At 64.2% G+C, this 15890-nt stretch carries 14 protein-coding genes; 4 read left to right on the forward strand and 10 right to left on the reverse strand.

Features of this window, described 5'->3' with window-relative positions:
• The first annotated feature begins 82 nt into the window (after positions 1–82).
• The gene (locus ACGK9R_RS04815) at positions 83–1903 is read left to right on the forward strand and encodes an SEC-C metal-binding domain-containing protein (protein WP_394578765.1); all 1821 of its coding nucleotides are present in this window, start codon (positions 83–85) and stop codon (positions 1901–1903) included.
• A 16-nt stretch (positions 1904–1919) separates the two neighbouring features.
• Here the strand turns inward: ACGK9R_RS04815 and ACGK9R_RS04820 are convergent, their stop codons facing one another.
• On the reverse strand, positions 1920–3278 hold the full coding sequence (locus ACGK9R_RS04820) for an AmpG family muropeptide MFS transporter (protein ID WP_394578768.1): 1359 nt from the start codon (positions 3276–3278) through the stop codon (positions 1920–1922).
• 106 nt (positions 3279–3384) lie between these two features.
• Here ACGK9R_RS04820 and ACGK9R_RS04825 point away from each other — a divergent pair, with 106 nt between their 5' ends.
• Complete coding sequence (locus ACGK9R_RS04825) at positions 3385–3903, forward strand: peptidylprolyl isomerase (protein ID WP_394578771.1); 519 nt, start codon at positions 3385–3387, stop codon at positions 3901–3903.
• A gap of 20 nt (positions 3904–3923) precedes the next feature.
• Here ACGK9R_RS04825 and ACGK9R_RS04830 read toward each other — a convergent pair whose 3' ends face one another.
• The 6 genes from ACGK9R_RS04830 to ACGK9R_RS04855 form a co-directional block, all read right to left on the reverse strand.
• A complete protein-coding gene (locus ACGK9R_RS04830) occupies positions 3924–4382 on the reverse strand; it encodes a group 1 truncated hemoglobin (RefSeq protein ID WP_394578773.1) in 459 nt (152 codons plus the stop codon).
• A gap of 11 nt (positions 4383–4393) precedes the next feature.
• Positions 4394–5263, reverse strand: a complete 870-nt coding sequence (locus ACGK9R_RS04835; protein ID WP_394578775.1) for a DUF3034 family protein — start codon at positions 5261–5263, stop codon at positions 4394–4396.
• 20 nt (positions 5264–5283) lie between these two features.
• The gene (locus ACGK9R_RS04840; protein WP_394578777.1) at positions 5284–7626 is read right to left on the reverse strand and encodes a putative bifunctional diguanylate cyclase/phosphodiesterase; all 2343 of its coding nucleotides are present in this window, start codon (positions 7624–7626) and stop codon (positions 5284–5286) included.
• 48 nt (positions 7627–7674) lie between these two features.
• A complete protein-coding gene (locus ACGK9R_RS04845) occupies positions 7675–8346 on the reverse strand; it encodes a Cupredoxin (RefSeq protein WP_394578779.1) in 672 nt (223 codons plus the stop codon).
• Between the two features lie 301 nt (positions 8347–8647).
• Entirely contained in the window at positions 8648–9193 is a 546-nt protein-coding gene (locus tag ACGK9R_RS04850; protein ID WP_394578781.1) for a transglycosylase SLT domain-containing protein, read from the reverse strand.
• Between the two features lie 13 nt (positions 9194–9206).
• The gene (locus tag ACGK9R_RS04855) at positions 9207–10925 is read right to left on the reverse strand and encodes a proline--tRNA ligase (protein ID WP_394578783.1); all 1719 of its coding nucleotides are present in this window, start codon (positions 10923–10925) and stop codon (positions 9207–9209) included.
• Between the two features lie 223 nt (positions 10926–11148).
• On the opposite strand from ACGK9R_RS04855, the gene ACGK9R_RS04860 reads away from it, so the two are divergent.
• A complete protein-coding gene (locus ACGK9R_RS04860; RefSeq protein WP_394578785.1) occupies positions 11149–11583 on the forward strand; it encodes a hypothetical protein in 435 nt (144 codons plus the stop codon).
• Between the two features lie 10 nt (positions 11584–11593).
• Here ACGK9R_RS04860 and ACGK9R_RS04865 read toward each other — a convergent pair whose 3' ends face one another.
• Both ACGK9R_RS04865 and ACGK9R_RS04870 read right to left on the reverse strand, forming a co-directional pair.
• Positions 11594–12787, reverse strand: coding sequence for a benzoate/H(+) symporter BenE family transporter (locus ACGK9R_RS04865; protein WP_394578787.1), 1194 nt, complete (start codon positions 12785–12787; stop codon positions 11594–11596).
• Positions 12788–12893: 106 nt separating this feature from the next.
• Entirely contained in the window at positions 12894–14318 is a 1425-nt protein-coding gene (locus ACGK9R_RS04870; RefSeq protein ID WP_394578789.1) for an amidase, read from the reverse strand.
• Positions 14319–14469: 151 nt separating this feature from the next.
• Between ACGK9R_RS04870 and ACGK9R_RS04875 the strand changes: the two genes are divergently transcribed.
• Positions 14470–15057 (forward strand): helix-turn-helix domain-containing protein, encoded by a 588-nt coding sequence (locus tag ACGK9R_RS04875; protein WP_394578791.1) that lies wholly within the window; start codon positions 14470–14472, stop codon positions 15055–15057.
• Here the strand turns inward: ACGK9R_RS04875 and nfo are convergent.
• Positions 15027–15887 (reverse strand): deoxyribonuclease IV, encoded by an 861-nt coding sequence (gene nfo / locus ACGK9R_RS04880; protein ID WP_394578793.1) that lies wholly within the window; start codon positions 15885–15887, stop codon positions 15027–15029. The two genes, ACGK9R_RS04875 and nfo, sit on opposite strands and share 31 nt — an antisense overlap.
• Between the last annotated feature and the right edge of the window lie 3 nt (positions 15888–15890).

Raw genomic sequence — 15890 nt, forward strand, 5'->3', positions numbered from 1 at the left:
TGAAGCCCGCCCGCCATGCTAGACTATGGCGCTTTCAATTATGGTGCTTCAAGACAGTGGCGCTTCAAGACAGGAGATGGCAATGCTGGCGGTATGGGTCGATCAGCTGCTGGGATTTGCCTCCGGGGCACTCTCGGCAATCAGGCAGCAGGAGCACTATCCCGATTTCATGACCTGGGTTCGCGCCCAGGGCAGCGAGTACTTCAACGGTGACATGGCCACCGCCCAGGCGCTGGCGCCGATTTTCTGGTCGCAAACCCCGCTCGAGCGGCTGGATTTCGCCAGTGAACCCTTGGCTACGCCTGGGCGCAACGAGCCCTGCTGGTGCGACTCCGGGCGCAAGTACAAGCAGTGCTGCCTGCGCGTGGCGTTTCCCACCGAAATTCCAGCGCAGATGATGTGGATGCTTTCGCTCAAGGAGTGGAAGGGCGCGACGCTCAAGGCCGCGCTCGATAGCCGCAAAGCGCCGGCCCAGGCGCTGCTCGAGGCCGGACTGATTGCCGCCGAGAGCGGCCAGACCGGCCGCGCCATGCAGATTCTCGAGTCGCTGTTTGATGGCAGCGACTTCTCACGCCTGCCCGACCAGGCCGAGCCCGCCTTCGAGCTGCTGCTCGACATCTACCAGGAGCGCGGCTTCACCCGCAAGCGCGCCGATCTGCTCGATGAGGTGCTCGAGCGCGGGCCGATGTTCCTGCGCGGCGTAGCGCTCGAGCGTTTGTGTTTGATGCATCTGGACAACGACGACCTGGACAGCGCCCGCGGCGCCTTCATCAAGGCGATGCAGGCGCTGCCGGACTCACCCACGCTCGCTTACATCGAAGCGATGCTGCTGCTCCACGAAGGCCACGAAGAGGAGGCCCGCGAGCGCGCCGATTTCTGGTACCGCCGGCTGGCGCGCCAGGGCGGGCTCGACGAGGATCAGCTCGATTTTCTTGCCGCCCTGGCTGACAACCCCGGTGCGACCCTGGCCGATCAGCTTCTGAGCGCCGAGGAGGATCTGGCTACGCCGCTGATTTCGCTGCAGTCGCTTTTGGCCGCACTCCCTACCGCGCCGAAGCTCGATATCACGCCATCGAATGACGGCGAGCGCCTGCACTACACCACTACCGCCCGGGAAGAGACGCTTTTCGCTGCCTGGCACGAGCAGTTTCAGGTGTGGGTCGACGACGATGTGGCGCTCGGCTTTCGCGACGACCCCTGGGGCAACGCGGTGGAGTGGATGTCGGCACTCTGCGCCCATCCTGAGTGGCTCGACGCCCCCCAGGTGGTGCAGGATCTGACCCTGGCGCTGACCAGCCGCTTTGGTAGCCTCCCGTGGATGGCGCCGAGCCTACTCGAGCCTTTGGCGGTGCGGCTTTCGCGCTGGCTGCAGCAGGCCCGCGCCGCGGGGGATGGAAGTCTCTGTTGGGATGACGCCAGTAACGTCATGCTGCTGCGCACCGGCCTTGCGCTGGTGGTCGGTATGGAGCGCGGCGCGCGCCAGCACTCCCGCGAGCTCGCCGAAGAGCTGCTGGCGATCGACCGGGAAGATAGCCTCGGGCTCAAGGAGCTGGTGCTCGACCAGCTTCTTCGCGACGATCGTAACCGCGAGGCGCTTACGCTGACCGAGGCGAGCGACAAGGATGACGGCTCCCAGATATTGGGACTTCTTATGGGGCGCACGCTGGCGCTTTATCGGCTGAATGATCATCAGGCTGCCGAGGCCGCACTGAAGCAAGCAGTGGCCCACAACCGTCACGCGCTAGAGCTTTTGTGCGCGGAAAGCCCGAGACCCGTGCCGCCCTACGCGGACGGCCAGGTCGATCCGGGCTCGAAGGCCGAGGCGTGGCAGTACCGTACGCTGATGCGCGATCAGTGGCGCACCACGCCCGGAGCGCTCGAGTGGCTTTACCAGCACCGCTGACCAAAGAACGCCGGTGTCAGTGTTTGGCCGCGCCAAGAATATCGCGGTCACGGGTCACCCATACCGCCAGCAGCACCGCCGGCAGGCCCAACAGGGTCGCGACCACGAAGAAGGTCGCGTACCCCTGGGCCCCCACCACCAGGCCCCCGAAGCCGCTCAGGAACTTGCCCGGTAGCGTCATCAGTGACGAGAACAGGGCGTACTGGGTCGCGGTATAGGCCTTCGAGGTCAAACTCGACAGAAACGCGATGAACACGGCGCTGGCCAGCCCGTTGGCCAGGTTGTCGCCGATGATCGTCACCACCAGCATCGGTACGGCGTTGCCGATCAGCGAAAGCGCGGCAAACAGCAGGTTGGTCACCATGACCAGCGCCGCACCGCCGATCAGAAGCGGGCCGATGCCGTAGCGCGCTACGAGAAGCCCACCCAGAACTCCGCCTGCGATGCTCATGGCGATACCGAAGATATTGGTCACCGTGGCGATGGTCTCGAGCGAAAAGCCGAGATCGATATAGAGCGGGTTCGCCATCGAGCCCATGGCCAGATCGCTGATGCGAAACACCGCGATGAACAGCAGAAGCCCCAGTGCCTTGACGCCAAAGCGGCGAAAGAAGTCGAGAAACGGGCACACCACCGCGCCGATCGCCCAGGCGGTGAGCCGGCGCAGCCACTTCGGCTGGCCGCGGCTTTTGCGCAGGTAGGCGCGCACGCTCGGCTCGTGCACCAGCTGAATCGAAAGCGCGGCGCGGGCGGGCTCCGGGCGAACCAGCACGGTCAACATGCCCACCGCCATCAGCGCGGCCATGCTCAGATACGCCGCCTGCCAGGAGACGTGGGCAGCGACGTAGAGCGCCCCGGCCCCGGCGGCGATCAGCCCACAGCGGTAGCCGATGATATAGGTCGACGACATCGCTGCCTGAAGGTCGTCGCTGGCCGACTCGATACGGTAGGCATCCACCGCGATATCCTGGGTGGCCGAGCCGAAGGCGACCAGCAGCGCGAACGCCGCCACCAGCGCCAGGTGCCCGACCGGGTCGAGCCCCGCCATGCCGACAAGCCCCAGGGCGATGGTCAGCTGGGCCAGCAGCATCCAGCCGCGGCGCTGGCCCAGAAGCCGTGTCAACAGCGGCAGCGCCAGGCGGTCGACTACCGGTGCCCAGAAGAACTTGATCGAGTAGAGCATGCCGATCCAGGCGAAAAAGCCGATCGCCGCCACCTCGACGCCGTCACTGCGAAGCCAGGCCGACAGCGTAGAGAACACCAGCAAAAAGGGAAGCCCCGCGGAAAAGCCGAGAAACAGCATGGTAATGACCGGCGCGCGCAGATAGACGGCCAGCGCGCTTTTCCAACTGCGCCTGGGGGAGAGTGGTGCCATGGTGATAAAACTCCAGAAAAGAGCGCGGGCGAGCCCCGTCAGATAACGCGGCGAATGTTAGACTGATCGTCTGAAAAGCCGATAGCTTACCGGAGAGGAGTTTTCCGTGTCGATTACGTCACACCAGGTCGTGTCGCTGCACTACGTATTGAGCGACGTCACCCTCGAGGGCTCGCGCGAGGTGCTCGACGACTCCCGCGCGCGTCAAAAGCCGCTGGAGTATCTTCATGCCCACGACAACATTCTGCCCGGGCTCGAACGCGCGCTGGAAGGCAAAGTCATCGGGGATACCTTCAGCGCGACCCTGGCACCCCAGGACGCCTACGGCCGGCGCGACGAAGCGCTGGTCCAGACGCTTGCCAAAACCGCTTTCAGCGGTGCGGAGCTTAACCCCGGCAGCCGCTTTCAAACCGAAGGCGAGGCGGGTCCGCAGATCGTAACGGTGCTCGCCGTCGAAGGCGACCGGGTGCGGGTCGATATGAACCATCCGCTCGCCGGGCGCACGCTCGAGTACCGCGTCGAGGTGCTCGACGTGCGCGAAGCGACCCGCGCCGAACTCGCCAAGGGGCATCCGCTGCCGCCCGGCACCGAGCACGCTGGGGTGGAAGACCGCAAGGTCCTTTAGAGGCCGTTACTGGGAGCAAGTTACTGGTAGCGCATGATGTCAGCGTGCATGGGCGCTAGCCGGCCCAGCAGCTCATTGCGCGCGCCAAGCGGTATTTGCTCGGCGCGAAGCGCGGCTTCCAGGTGCTCGACCAGCCGGTTGAAGTCGGCATCGTCGATGCCCATGTGCTGGTGGGCGCGGTCCATCGGCGGGCCTTCGTAGCGGCACGGCCCGTCGCTGACGGCGCAAAATTGGCTGGCAAGCGAAGCGGCGAGGCGATCAATGTTGGTGTGGGCGAAAAAGCCCACCAGCGTCGGGTCGTCGGCCACGCGGTAGAGAAAGTTCTCGACCGTGGCCTCGATACCGGCCTGACCGCCCAGACGCTCATAAAGCGTGGCCTGAGGCTTCAAGGAGGCGCAGCCAACGAGCAGTGCGCACGCCATTAAAAGCGCTACGGCCATCCCCTGGCGCGCACAACGTGTCAACAGTGAGTGTGTCATCGAACCCCCGCTCAAAAAGCCGCCTGAAGAGAAAGATAGCCGCCGCGCTGGGACGGCAATCCCGCGATGTCGCCCAGGTCGAGCCAAGCCCCGGTCAAGGAGACGTGCTTGTTGAAGAAGTAGGCGCTGTAGACGCTTTGCCAGTCATCTTCGCGGGCCACGCTCAGATTGTCGGGCTTTTGCCGATACTCGGTGCCCAGGATCCACTGCGGCGTGATGAATACGCCCACGCTTCCTTCCGCGACCCACTGGCGTCCGCCCTGGTCGCCGCCAAAGCCCAAAAGCCCGCCCTGGTTGGCCTCGGTATTGCGCAGCGTGGCGTTGAGCAAAAGGTTACGCCCGGCCACCGCGGCGAACAGTAACTTGCTGGCACTCAGGTAGCTATCCGTACCGCTGGTGCTTTGGGCGCCGAGCGCAGTGGGAACGGTGCCGTCGAGTAGCCGCTTATGCTGCACGCCAACGCTCCAGATGCCCAGCGGGTGGTAGAGCACATCGCCAAACAGGCGCACCTTGGCGCCAACGATATCCTGCTCGAGTTCGCCGCCCAGAGTCGTCAGGTCCAACCGCTGGCGGGCGTAGGAGAGCTCGACGCGATCATGCACATTGACGCTGGCGCCGCCGACGCTCAACCGGTAGTCGTCCACTCTGGCGTGGGAGATCGCGGCGGTGGCGCCTATTTCGCCTTCACTGGCGGTGCTCGAAAGCACCGCCCAGGGCGAAAGCCCGCCGCCGGCGGCGCCTTCGATGGCGCTGACGGCGCCGGTGCTCATCAAGCGGCTGCCGGCAAGCGTCTGGCTACTCACGAGTGCCAGGCCAACGGCCGCTGCGGCCTTCAATCGCCGTTTGATCCGGCGCGACGTCGCGGGAGTGAGTGAACGCATTACGATCTCTCTTGAAAGGATTAAACCGATACGCCCGGGGAGGGCAGCGACAGCGTTTCGAAACGCTCGAGCCAGCTTTGTAGCGCGTCGCTGGCCATGGGTCTGGCGATCCAGTAACCCTGCAGATAATCGCAGCCAATCTCGCTCAAGAGCTCGGCGCTGGCGCGGTTCTCGACGCCTTCGGCAACCAGTTTGAGCCCCAAACTATGGCCCATTTCGATCGTCGAACGCACGATGGTGAAATCGTCGGGCTGGGTGTCCAGCGCCATCACGAAGGATTTGTCAATCTTTAATTCGTTGACCGGCAATCGCTTGATCTGCGCAAGTGAGGAGTAGCCAGTGCCGTAGTCATCGATGGCGATCGAAAGCCCCAGGCGGCTGAGCTCGAGCAGGGTTTTCGACGCGATCTCGACATCCTGCATGACGGCACTTTCGGTGACCTCTACGCTGAGCTGGCGGGGTGTGAGGTCGAAGCGTTTCAAAAGTGCCGCGATCTGCTCGGCGAGCAGAGGTTCCATGACGTCGCTGGTAGAAAGATTGACCGCCACCGCAAGCGAATGGCCGCGCTGCTGCCAGGCGTGAAGCTGGGCGCAGATGTGCGACAGCATCCATTGGGTCAGCATGCCGATGCTGCCGGAGCGCTCGGCCAGGCCAATGAACTCGTCCGGGGGAATGAAGCCAAGCGTCGGATGCTGCCAGCGCATCAGCGCCTCGCACTGGTTGACGCGACCGGTACGCGTGTCGACCTTGGGCTGATAGGCCATCCAGAGCTCACCGTTGGCGGCGGCGGTTTGCAAATCGCGTATCAGGGTGAGCTGGCGCTGATGCTGCTCGTCCTGGCCGTTTTCGTAGCGCCGGTGGGTGGCGCGCTGGCGCCGCGCCAAATCCAGCGCCACATCGGCCCTGCGCATCAGTAGTTGAACGGTGTCGCCGTGCTCCGGGCAGTTCACCTCGCCGATGAGCAGTGACGGCGTGATCGGTGAGCTTTCGAGCTCGATCGGCTGGCCGAGTGTGGCCAATAGCTGACTGCGCCAGACGGGATCGCTTTGGACTTGACGGCGCGCCAATAGAAGCTCATTGCCGTCCAGACGGTAGGCCAGGGTAGCGTCGCCCTCCAGATCAGCCAGCCGCTTGGCCAGGGTAGCGAGTACGTGATCGCCGAAGGCGTAGCCGAAGGTATCCTTGATGTCGCGAAAATTGTCGATCGCCAGAAGCAGCAGGGTGAACGGCGCGCCGGCGTCGATCATGCGTTGAAGATCCTCCTCGGCGCTGACGCGGTTGGGAAGCTCGGTGAGCAGGTCAAAGCGTGAGCGATGATGGAGCGTGGCTTCGCGGCGGGTGATTTCATCCTGCATGGTGAGAAGGGTCGCGGCGAGCTGGCCGGTTTCACTATGGCGGGAGCCGCCGGGCAGGCTCTCGACGCGCTCACCCTGACCAATGCGCCGCGCGGCCGTGGCCAGCGCCACCAGCGGCTGACTGATGCTGCGCGCGCTCCAGGCGGCCACCATTAAGGTAAACAGCACGATCAGCGCGATGATGCCCAGAAGCTGCCACCACAGCGAATCGTAGGCCCCCAGCAGCTCGGCGCGAGACAGCTGCAGCAGCGCATGGGTCTGGTAAATGTCGCCGGCGTAAAGGGTCGTGGTGTAGGCGAGGGTCGCCTCATCCGGCGTCATTTGGCTTTCGATCGAGTAGGCGCCGCTTTTGAGCGCCTCCAGGCTGCGCTCGACCAGCGGTTTGGCGGCCTGTGCCGGGTGAGAGCTCGCCAGATAGCTGATCGCCTCGTCCTGAAGGGTAATGACGCTGGCATCGAGCCCGGTCAGCGCCTTGACCTCGTTGGTGATCGACTCGCCCACCAGAAAGCCCATGCCGACCCAGCCGATCAGCGCCGGCGCACGTACCGGCAATAGCGCGAACTCGAACGGCTGGCCTTCGACCACCACCACGCTCGCCGCCGACCCGTTGAGATTGGCACGCTCGAATAGCTGCGGAAAGGGCATCGGCGTATCGGGCGCGTGGTGGCTGCTGGCAAGCACATTACCCTCAAGATCGGTCAGCAGCACGATATCGGCGTTGGCGCGGCTGCCGTGGTTGGCAAGCACCGAGTAGAGCGTATCGGTATCCTGGGTGGAAACTGCGCTTTTGAAACCGAAGTCGTCGGCAAGAATGGCGATGGTGTTGCCCAACTGTTCGCCGCGCGCGTCCAATAGCTGGCGAAACACGTTGGCACCCACTTCGAGTCGTTGGTGCCCCTTGGCGATGATGTCGCTTTGAGTGGCGTGAAGAAAGGCTCCCCCCGTGGCCAGCTGCGAGACGATCACTACGCTTAGCAGTACCAGCGTTAGCCGCGTTCTAAAGCGCATGGCATCTCCTGGTCAAGGAGCAGAGGCGAAGCGTCAACGGCCTCCATATCAACTCCCGGCCGCTTGGCGAAAACGCTGTTGAAGTGGCGAAACGCGGGGGGGCGGCTGCGGCAGCGCATTGAGTTCCAGGCGCACCTCCAGCGGCGTGTCCGGAGTGATCTCGCCTTCCCACCAGATCTGCTGGTTATCGTCCAACCGCGGATGCCAGACCCGCACGCGGTGATTGCCCGGGGGAAGGTTCGGCGCGTCGAGTCGGCCATCGGAACCGGTCGTCTCGGCGAAGGGGGCGTCGCTGACCACGATGAACGCCTGCATGGCGTCGTGAATATTGCAGCCCAGCACCACCACGCCGGTTTGATCGAAGGTCACCGGGGCCGGGGTCTCCTGTAAATACAGATTGAGTTCGAACGTCTTTGCCGGTGAGAAGGAGTAGACGTGGTGGCGGGTCGTATCCTCGTTGGGGAAGGTGACCTGGCTGCCCACGGGCACGGCCATGACCGTGGGATGAAACGCCGCGTTGCGCTGAATCATCCTGGCCTGCTGCACGGGCACCGCCGCGCCCTCGGCGTAGTAGATTTCGACGACGGCGTTGGCAAGCGGCTGCCCATCGCGGTCGCTAACGACGACCGACGCAGCCTCTGCCACACCGGTCAGGTAGAAAAGTGCCAGTAAAAAAACCCTGAACGACCCCCAAAACAAACGAAGTGGTGAAAGCGCCACAAGCCCTCCCGAGTGATCGATTGATGGGATGAAACCCATACGGTGAACGTCGATATAAAAAGTCACCCTTTATAGTTAAGCCCGAAACTTATCTAATCAAAAAATATGGGCATGTTTCACGTCTTTTTTAAACGATAATTAACGCGCTTTGGGAAAGTGAACGCACTTTCGACGCACAAATAGCGCCCTTTTCATAGCATGAATGAAAAATAACTTAGTAAAGCAAGGAGTTGTGGGAGCACCTTCAGTAGCCAGGCAGTGTTGAAGGTACGTTTAACAGCGCATAAGAAAGTCGTAGTGCCTAACGCCAGTGCGCCTGCCAGGTACGCAGAACGCGCTCCGGGTACCAGGTCTTGCCCAGGCTTCCGTTATAGCGGGCGAGGGCTCGGGTGAAGTCGCCGCCTTCGACGGCGAGGTAGTGGGCGAGGATGGTGCAGCCGTAGCGCAGGTTGCGGTGCGGGTCGGTCAAGTCGTCAATGGGCAGGCCGAGCTCGGCGACCCAGAAGGGCATGATCTGCATCAGGCCCACCGCACCGGCGGACGATACCGCGTCATCAATGAAGGCGCTTTCGACCTCGATCAGTGCCAGTACCAGGCTCGGCGGTAGCCCGGCGAGTCTGGCTTCGCGGTAGAGGCGCTCGAGCAGCGCGCCGCGCCGGGCGCTATCGCCGATAAAGCGCGAAAGCGGAGCGTCCATACGCGCCTGAAAGCGGCCCAATGAAACGTGTGAGGCGTAGGCGCCGCTGGCCGCCTCGAAGGTAGCCCGTGGCGCCGGCTCGGCGTACACCGGCGCCACGCCGAGCCAGAGCGCCGCGCCAACGGTTAGGCAGTTGAATCGCGGCGCCACGCCGAGAAGCGCTTTAAGCGCTGCGTTCTTGCAAAAACGCGGCGATATCGTTCTGGGCGACCATGGTAGCATCAGTGTCTCGGCGGCCCTTGTACTCGAGCTCACCGTTATCCAGGCTGCGGTCTCCAATCACGATACGATGCGGCACGCCCATCAACTCGAGGTCGGCGAATTTCACCCCGGGGCGGGTATCGCGGTCATCGAGCAGCACGTCGAAACCGGCCTCGACCAGCTCCCGGTAGAGCGCCTCGGAGGCCTCGCGCACGCGCTGGGATTTATGCGCGTTCATCGGCACCAGCGCGACATTGAACGGCGCGATGGCGTCGGGCCAGACGATGCCGGCCTCGTCGTGGTTCTGTTCGATCGCCGCGGCGACCACCCGGGTGATGCCGATACCGTAGCAGCCCATCCAGGGGTGTAGCGTCTTGCCGCTGTCGCCGAGCACGTTGGCATTCATCGCCTCGGAGTACTTGCGCCCCAGCTGGAAGACGTGCCCGACTTCGATGCCGCGCTTGATCGAAAGCGTGCCTTTGCCGTCCGGCGACGGGTCGCCTTCGACCACGTTACGTAGATCCGCCGCTTCGGGCAGCGGCAAATCGCGCTCCCAGTTGATGCCGAAGTAGTGCTTGCCGTCGATGTTGGCGCCGGCGCCGAAGTCCGCCATCAGCGCCACGCTGTGATCGACGATGATCGGAAGCTTTAGATTGACCGGGCCGAGTGAGCCAAAGCCTGCGCCCACGGCGGCGCGCACTTCCTCGTCGCTGGCCATGGTGAGCGGCGCGGCAACCTGGGGCAGGTTCTCCGCTTTTACCTCGTTGAGTTCGTGATCGCCGCGCACTAAAAGCGCGATCAGACCGCCCTCGGCGCTGCGTACGATCAGCGTCTTGACAGTACGCTCGATGGGCAGGCCGTGCTGCTCGACCAGCGCGGCGATGGTTTTGGCGTTGGGCGTGTCGACCAGTTGCATCTCTTCAGCGGGTGCGGCTCGCTGGACGTCGCTTCCCAGCGGCGCCGCCAGCGCCTCGGCCTTTTCCATGTTGGCCGCGTAGTCGGATTCGTTGGAGAAGACGATGTCGTCTTCGCCGGAGTCGGCGAGCACGTGAAACTCGTGGGAACCGGTGCCGCCGATCGAGCCGTTATCGGCGATCACCGGGCGAAAATCGAGCCCCAGGCGGGTGAAGATGCGCGAGTAGGCCTCGTACATTGCCTGGTAGGTGTCCTTGAGAGAGTCTTCGTCGGCGTGGAAGGAGTAGGCGTCCTTCATGATGAACTCCCGCGAGCGCATCACGCCAAAGCGCGGGCGAATTTCGTCGCGAAACTTGGTCTGAATCTGGTAGAAGTTGATCGGCAGCTGCTTGTAGCTCGACACCTCGCGGCGAACGAGATCGGTGATGACCTCTTCGTGGGTAGGGCCGACACAGTAGTCACGCTCGTGGCGATCTTTCATGCGCAGAAGCTCCGGGCCGTACTGCTCCCAGCGGCCGGACTCCTGCCACAGATCCGCCGGCTGCACTGCGGGCATCAGCACCTCCTGGGCGCCGGCGCGGTCCATCTCCTCACGCACGATGCGCTCGACCTTGCGCAGCGTGCGAAGCCCGAGCGGAAGCCAGGTATAAAGGCCCGAGGTCAAACGGCGAATCATGCCGGCGCGCAGCATCAGTTGGTGACTCACGACCTCCGCATCGGCCGGAGTCTCTTTGAGTGTGGCAATCAGTAGTTGGCTGGCGCGCATGAGCGTGAAACTTCCTTATGGGTCGGTAAAGCGTAAAACGGTGCGAGACGCAGCGCGACCGGCGGCGGGGCGCTGCGCGTTGAATGATTGCATTGTACGGGCCAGCGGTAAAGGCGGCAAAATCGAGCGCCCGGCCATCACGCTGGACACCGTCGCCTCAGATGGTATAACTCCAGGACGCAGCCTCCCTTGCAGGCATTCGTTACTTTCAGGAAGAGAATCGATGAAGCAGTTCAAACGTCGTGGTACCAGCATCGCGCTGATCGGCACGCTGGTGGTGAGTCTAAGCGGTTGCGGTACGCTGTTTCATCCGGAGCGCAAGGGCCAGCTTTCTGGCCAGGTCGACCCGGTGGTCGCCATCGCCAACGGCGTAGGCCTGCTGTTTTTCATTTTGCCCGGCGTGATCGCCTACGCGATCGACTTCTCCAACGGCACGATCTACCTGCCGAGCAATACCCGCGCGTCGATCGATACCTTGCGTTTCGAAAACGCCGATGACCTGGCCGAAATCGAGCGACTTCTCTCCTCCCGGGCGGGCCAGCCGGTCGATCTCCACGACGAGCTGATGATCATGGAAGAGATCGATAACCTGGACGAAGCGCTGGCGCTGGTGCGTATGGCCGGTGTCAACGACGACCAGCGGCTGGGTCTTCTTTAACGCGCGTTCTTTAACGCCGTATCCGCCCCACGCCCAGCACGCAGAGCCCGGCCACCAGCCCCCAGAACGCGCTGCCGATTCCCCATAGCGTGACGCCGGAAGCGGTCAGCAGAAACGTGACGATCGCAGCGTCGCGCTGCTCGCTCTCGGCAAAAGCGCCGGCCAGGCCGCCGCTGAGCGTGGCCAGCAGCGCGATACCCGCCAGCGCTACGATCAGCGCCTGGGGCAGGGCGTCGAACAGCCCTGTCACCGTGGCGCCAAAAATCCCCATTAGTAGATAGAACGCGCCGGCGGCCACTCCCGCCGTGTAGCGTTTTTGACTGTCTGCGTGGGCGTCCGGCCCCACGCATACCGCCGCGCTGATCGCCGCGCTGTTGAGCGCGAAGCCGCCAAACGGGGCGAGCAGAAAGCTCGCCGCCCCGGTCCAGCCGATCAGCGCCGAGCCTGGCGGGGTATAGCCCGCCGCGCGCAGCACGGCAACGCCGGGCAGGTTCTGGGTCGCCATGGTAATGATGAAAAGCGGAATGCCGATGCCGATCAGCGTGGTGGGCGCAAAGACAGGCCAGGTGAATACCGGCATCGTGGGTGCCAGCGGAATCGCCTTTAACGAAACCTGCCCCAGCGCCAGGGCACCGGCGAGCCCCACCAGCAGTACCACCGGCACCGCCAGCCGCGGCCAGAGTCGGCGCCCGATGACCCAGCTTGTCAGCATGAGCAGCGGCAGACCCCACTGCTGCTCCATGACCCCGAAAAGCTCTAGCCCAAAGCGCAGCAGTATCCCCGCCAGCAGCGCCTGGGCGATCGCGCCAGGAATATGGCGCATCAGCCGCTCGAACAGCCCCGTGACCCCGCACAGCGTAATCAGCAGCGCCGAAAATAGAAACGCGCCGATCGCCTCGGCCATGGGCACGCCGGGTAGGCTCGTGGCGAGAAAGGCTGCTCCCGGCGTGGACCAGGCGGTGAGTAGCGGCATCCGGTAGAAAAGCGAAAGCCCGAACGTGGTCACCCCCATACCGATCCCCAGCGCCCAGAGCCAGGAGCTGATCTGCTCGGCGCTCGCACCCGCCGCCGCGGCAGCCTGAAACACGATCGCCGCGGAGCTGGTGTAAGCGATGGTGACCGAAACAAGCCCAGCGGTCACGGTCGAAAGCGAGGTATCGCGGACAAGCGATCGGCGGGCGGTGGCGGTGTGATCGGGCGTCATGGGAAGGCCTTGTCGTCAGAAGTGGGCGTTATAACGCACAAGGCGACGTTACCATTGTGCGCTAAAGCGCACAATGGCAGGGCGGGTCAGAGGTCGAGAGGTCTTTTCAGGCCTCGCCCGGCGTATGGGCGGGGTCAGGGATGGCGGGGAAGCGCGGGGGGCGATGCTGCATGTAGGCGTGGCAGGCTCTGAGCACGCGCACGTCGTCGTACTTGCCGCCGGCGAGCTGGAAGCCCACAGGCAGCCCCTGCTGGGTAAAGCCGCAGGGAACGGATGCCGCCGGCTGCTGGCTCAGGTTGAAGGGGTAGCTGAAGGTCGCCCACTCCTCCCAATCGCGCATGCCGCTTGCCGGCGGCACCTCGTGGTTGGCCTCGAACGCCGGAATGGTGACCGCCGGGGTCATCAATAGGTGGTACTCGCGGTTGAAGTGCTCCAAACGCTGGGTGATGTAGGCGCGCTCGTTCAAGGCGCGAAAGAATTCGAGCGCCGTCCAGCCCTCGGCCTCTTTCGCGTTGGCGACCAGGCCCGGGTCGAGCAGCTCGCGATGCTGGTCATCGAGCTGCTCCCACTGGTGCAGCGAGGCGGTGAACCAGAGCTTTCTAAAGGTATCGATCGCCGGGGTCAGGCCGGGGTCGACCTCGACCACCTCGGCGCCCAGCTCGCTGAGCACGTTAGCGGCTTCGCGCACCTTTTCGGCGACCTCCGGGTCGACCTTCGCGTGGCCCAGGTCCGGCGAGAAGCCGATACGCAGCCCCTCGAGGCTCTTGTGAAGATCCTCGCCCCAGCACTCGGGCTGGCCGCGGGTGGCGTAGGGGTCGTGGTAGTCGTAGCGGCCCATGACGTTGAGCATCGCCACCGCGTCCGTCACCGAGCGGCTCAGCGTGCCCAGATGTGAAAGGCTCGGCTCCTTGGCCGGCGGCCACTGGGGCACCCAGCCGTAGGTCGGCTTGAAACCGAAGGTGCCGGTGAAGGCGGCGGGAATACGGATCGAGCCGCCGGAGTCGCCGCCCTGGTGGAGCACGCCCATATTGAGCGCAGCGGCCGCAGCGGCCCCGCCGGAGGAGCCGCCGGCGGTCAGCCGCGTATCCCAGGGGTTGGTGGTAGCGCCGAAGACGCGGTTATCGGTCACCGCCTTCCAACCGAACTCCGGGGTGTTGGTCTTGCCCAGAATGATCGCGCCGGCCTCGCGCAGCATGCGCGCCGGCGGGCAATCGGTGTCGCAGTTTTTCTTGCTGCTGGTGAGCGACCCCTCGCGGCACGGCATACCCGCCACCTGGGCGAGATCCTTCATCGAGATCGGCACGCCGTCGATCGGGCTCAGCGGCTTGCCCTGGCCCCAGCGCCGGGCAGAGGTCTTGGCCGCGCTTTCAGCGCCTTCGCGGTCAACGTATACGTAGGCGTTGACCTGATCGTTGAAGCGCTCGATGCGCTCGAGCGCGGCGCGGGTCGCCTCCAGCGGCGAGGCTTCGCGGTTCTGGTAGAGGTGGCGCAGGGCGGTGGCATCCATCAGCCCCAGATCGGTTTCGCTCACAACGGCTCCTTGTCGAGTGTTCGCCTCAGGTGCTTATGGTGTCTGGCGCGCGTTGGCGCCGAGAATCGCTACAAGCCTAGGCAACGAACGCGTTAGCTGCAAAACTTGCCGCCATCCTTGCCCGTTTCACCCTCAACACCGGAAACCCCCGATGACAAGCGCGCCGCCAACCATTGCCGTTCACGTCGCTCGTACCGTCAAACGGCTTCGCCAGACGCGGGGCTTGAGCCTCGAGCGTGCTGCCACCCAGACCGGCGTGAGCAAGGCGATGCTCGGCCAGATCGAGCGCGGCGAGTCGAGCCCGACGGTCTCCACACTCTGGAAGATCGCCAGCGGCTTTCGCGTATCGTTTTCAAGCTTGTTCGAAGGTAACGCGCCCGCTAGCGGCGAGCAGGCAACAGAGGGGCACGAGCGGGTATGGGGCGAGGATAGTGCGGGCATGCAGGCGCGGCTGCTGTTTCCCTATGACCCGCTGTTGGGCTTCGAGATGTTCATGATCGAGATCAAACCCGGGGCAATGAGCGAGTCCGCCCCCCACGCCGCCGGGGTAATCGAGCACGTAGTGGTGGTGGAGGGCGAGATGGCGCTGCGCCTGGACGAGCATTGGCAAACGCTGAAGCAGGGCGAGGGGCTGCGGTTTTCCGCCGACCGGCCCCACGCGATGCGCAATGTGGGCGCCGGCCGGCTACGTTTTCACGACGTGATCCACTACCTGCCCGGCGCGGCCTCGGGCCGCTGAGCGCGCAGCCAGCGAATCTCTTCCGGCCAGTTGTCCGGCTCGACGGTTTCGAGAATCAAGGGAATGCCGTCGGTGCGCGGGTCCTGAATGATCGTGGTGAACGCCTCGAGGCCGATATTGCCTTTACCGAGGCTGTGGTGGCGGTCGACCCGGCTGGCGAACTCGCTCTTGGCATCGTTCAGGTGCATACCGCGCAGGTACTCAAAGCCTACCACTTGGCCAAGCTCGTCGAGGGTCTGCTCGGTGGCGCGGGCGTCTCTCAGGTCGTACCCGGCGGCGAAGGCGTGGCAGGTATCGATACACACGCCCACGCGGGACTTGTCCTCGACGTGCTCGATGATCGTCGCCAAATGGTCGAAGTGCCAGCCAAGATTGGTGCCCTGGCCGGCGGTGTTTTCGATCACCGCGGTGACGCCCCGGGTCTGCTCGAGGGCCAGGTTGACGGACTCCGCGATACGCAGCAGGCAGTCGCGCTCGCTGATCTTTTTCAGGAAGCTGCCCGGGTGAAAGTTCAAAAGCGTAAGCCCGAGCTGCTCGCAGCGCTGCATCTCGTCGAGAAAGGCGGCGCGGGATTTCGCCAGGCCCTCGGCCTCCGGGTGGCCCAAATTGATCAGATAACTGTCGTGGGGCAGGATCTGGTGCGGGCCGAAACCGTGCTCGCGGGACGCCGCCTTGAACGCCTCGATAGCGTTATCGGTCAGCGGTTTGCCTTTCCACTGGCGCTGGTTCTTGGTGAACAGGGCAAAGGCGTTGGCGCCAATCTCGACCGCGCGGTGCACGGCCTGGTCCGGCCCGCCTGCGGCACTGACGTGCGCGCCGATATACTTCATGAC

The organism is Halomonas sp. HNIBRBA4712 (assembly GCF_043558675.1).
Taxonomy (GTDB): domain Bacteria; phylum Pseudomonadota; class Gammaproteobacteria; order Pseudomonadales; family Halomonadaceae; genus Vreelandella.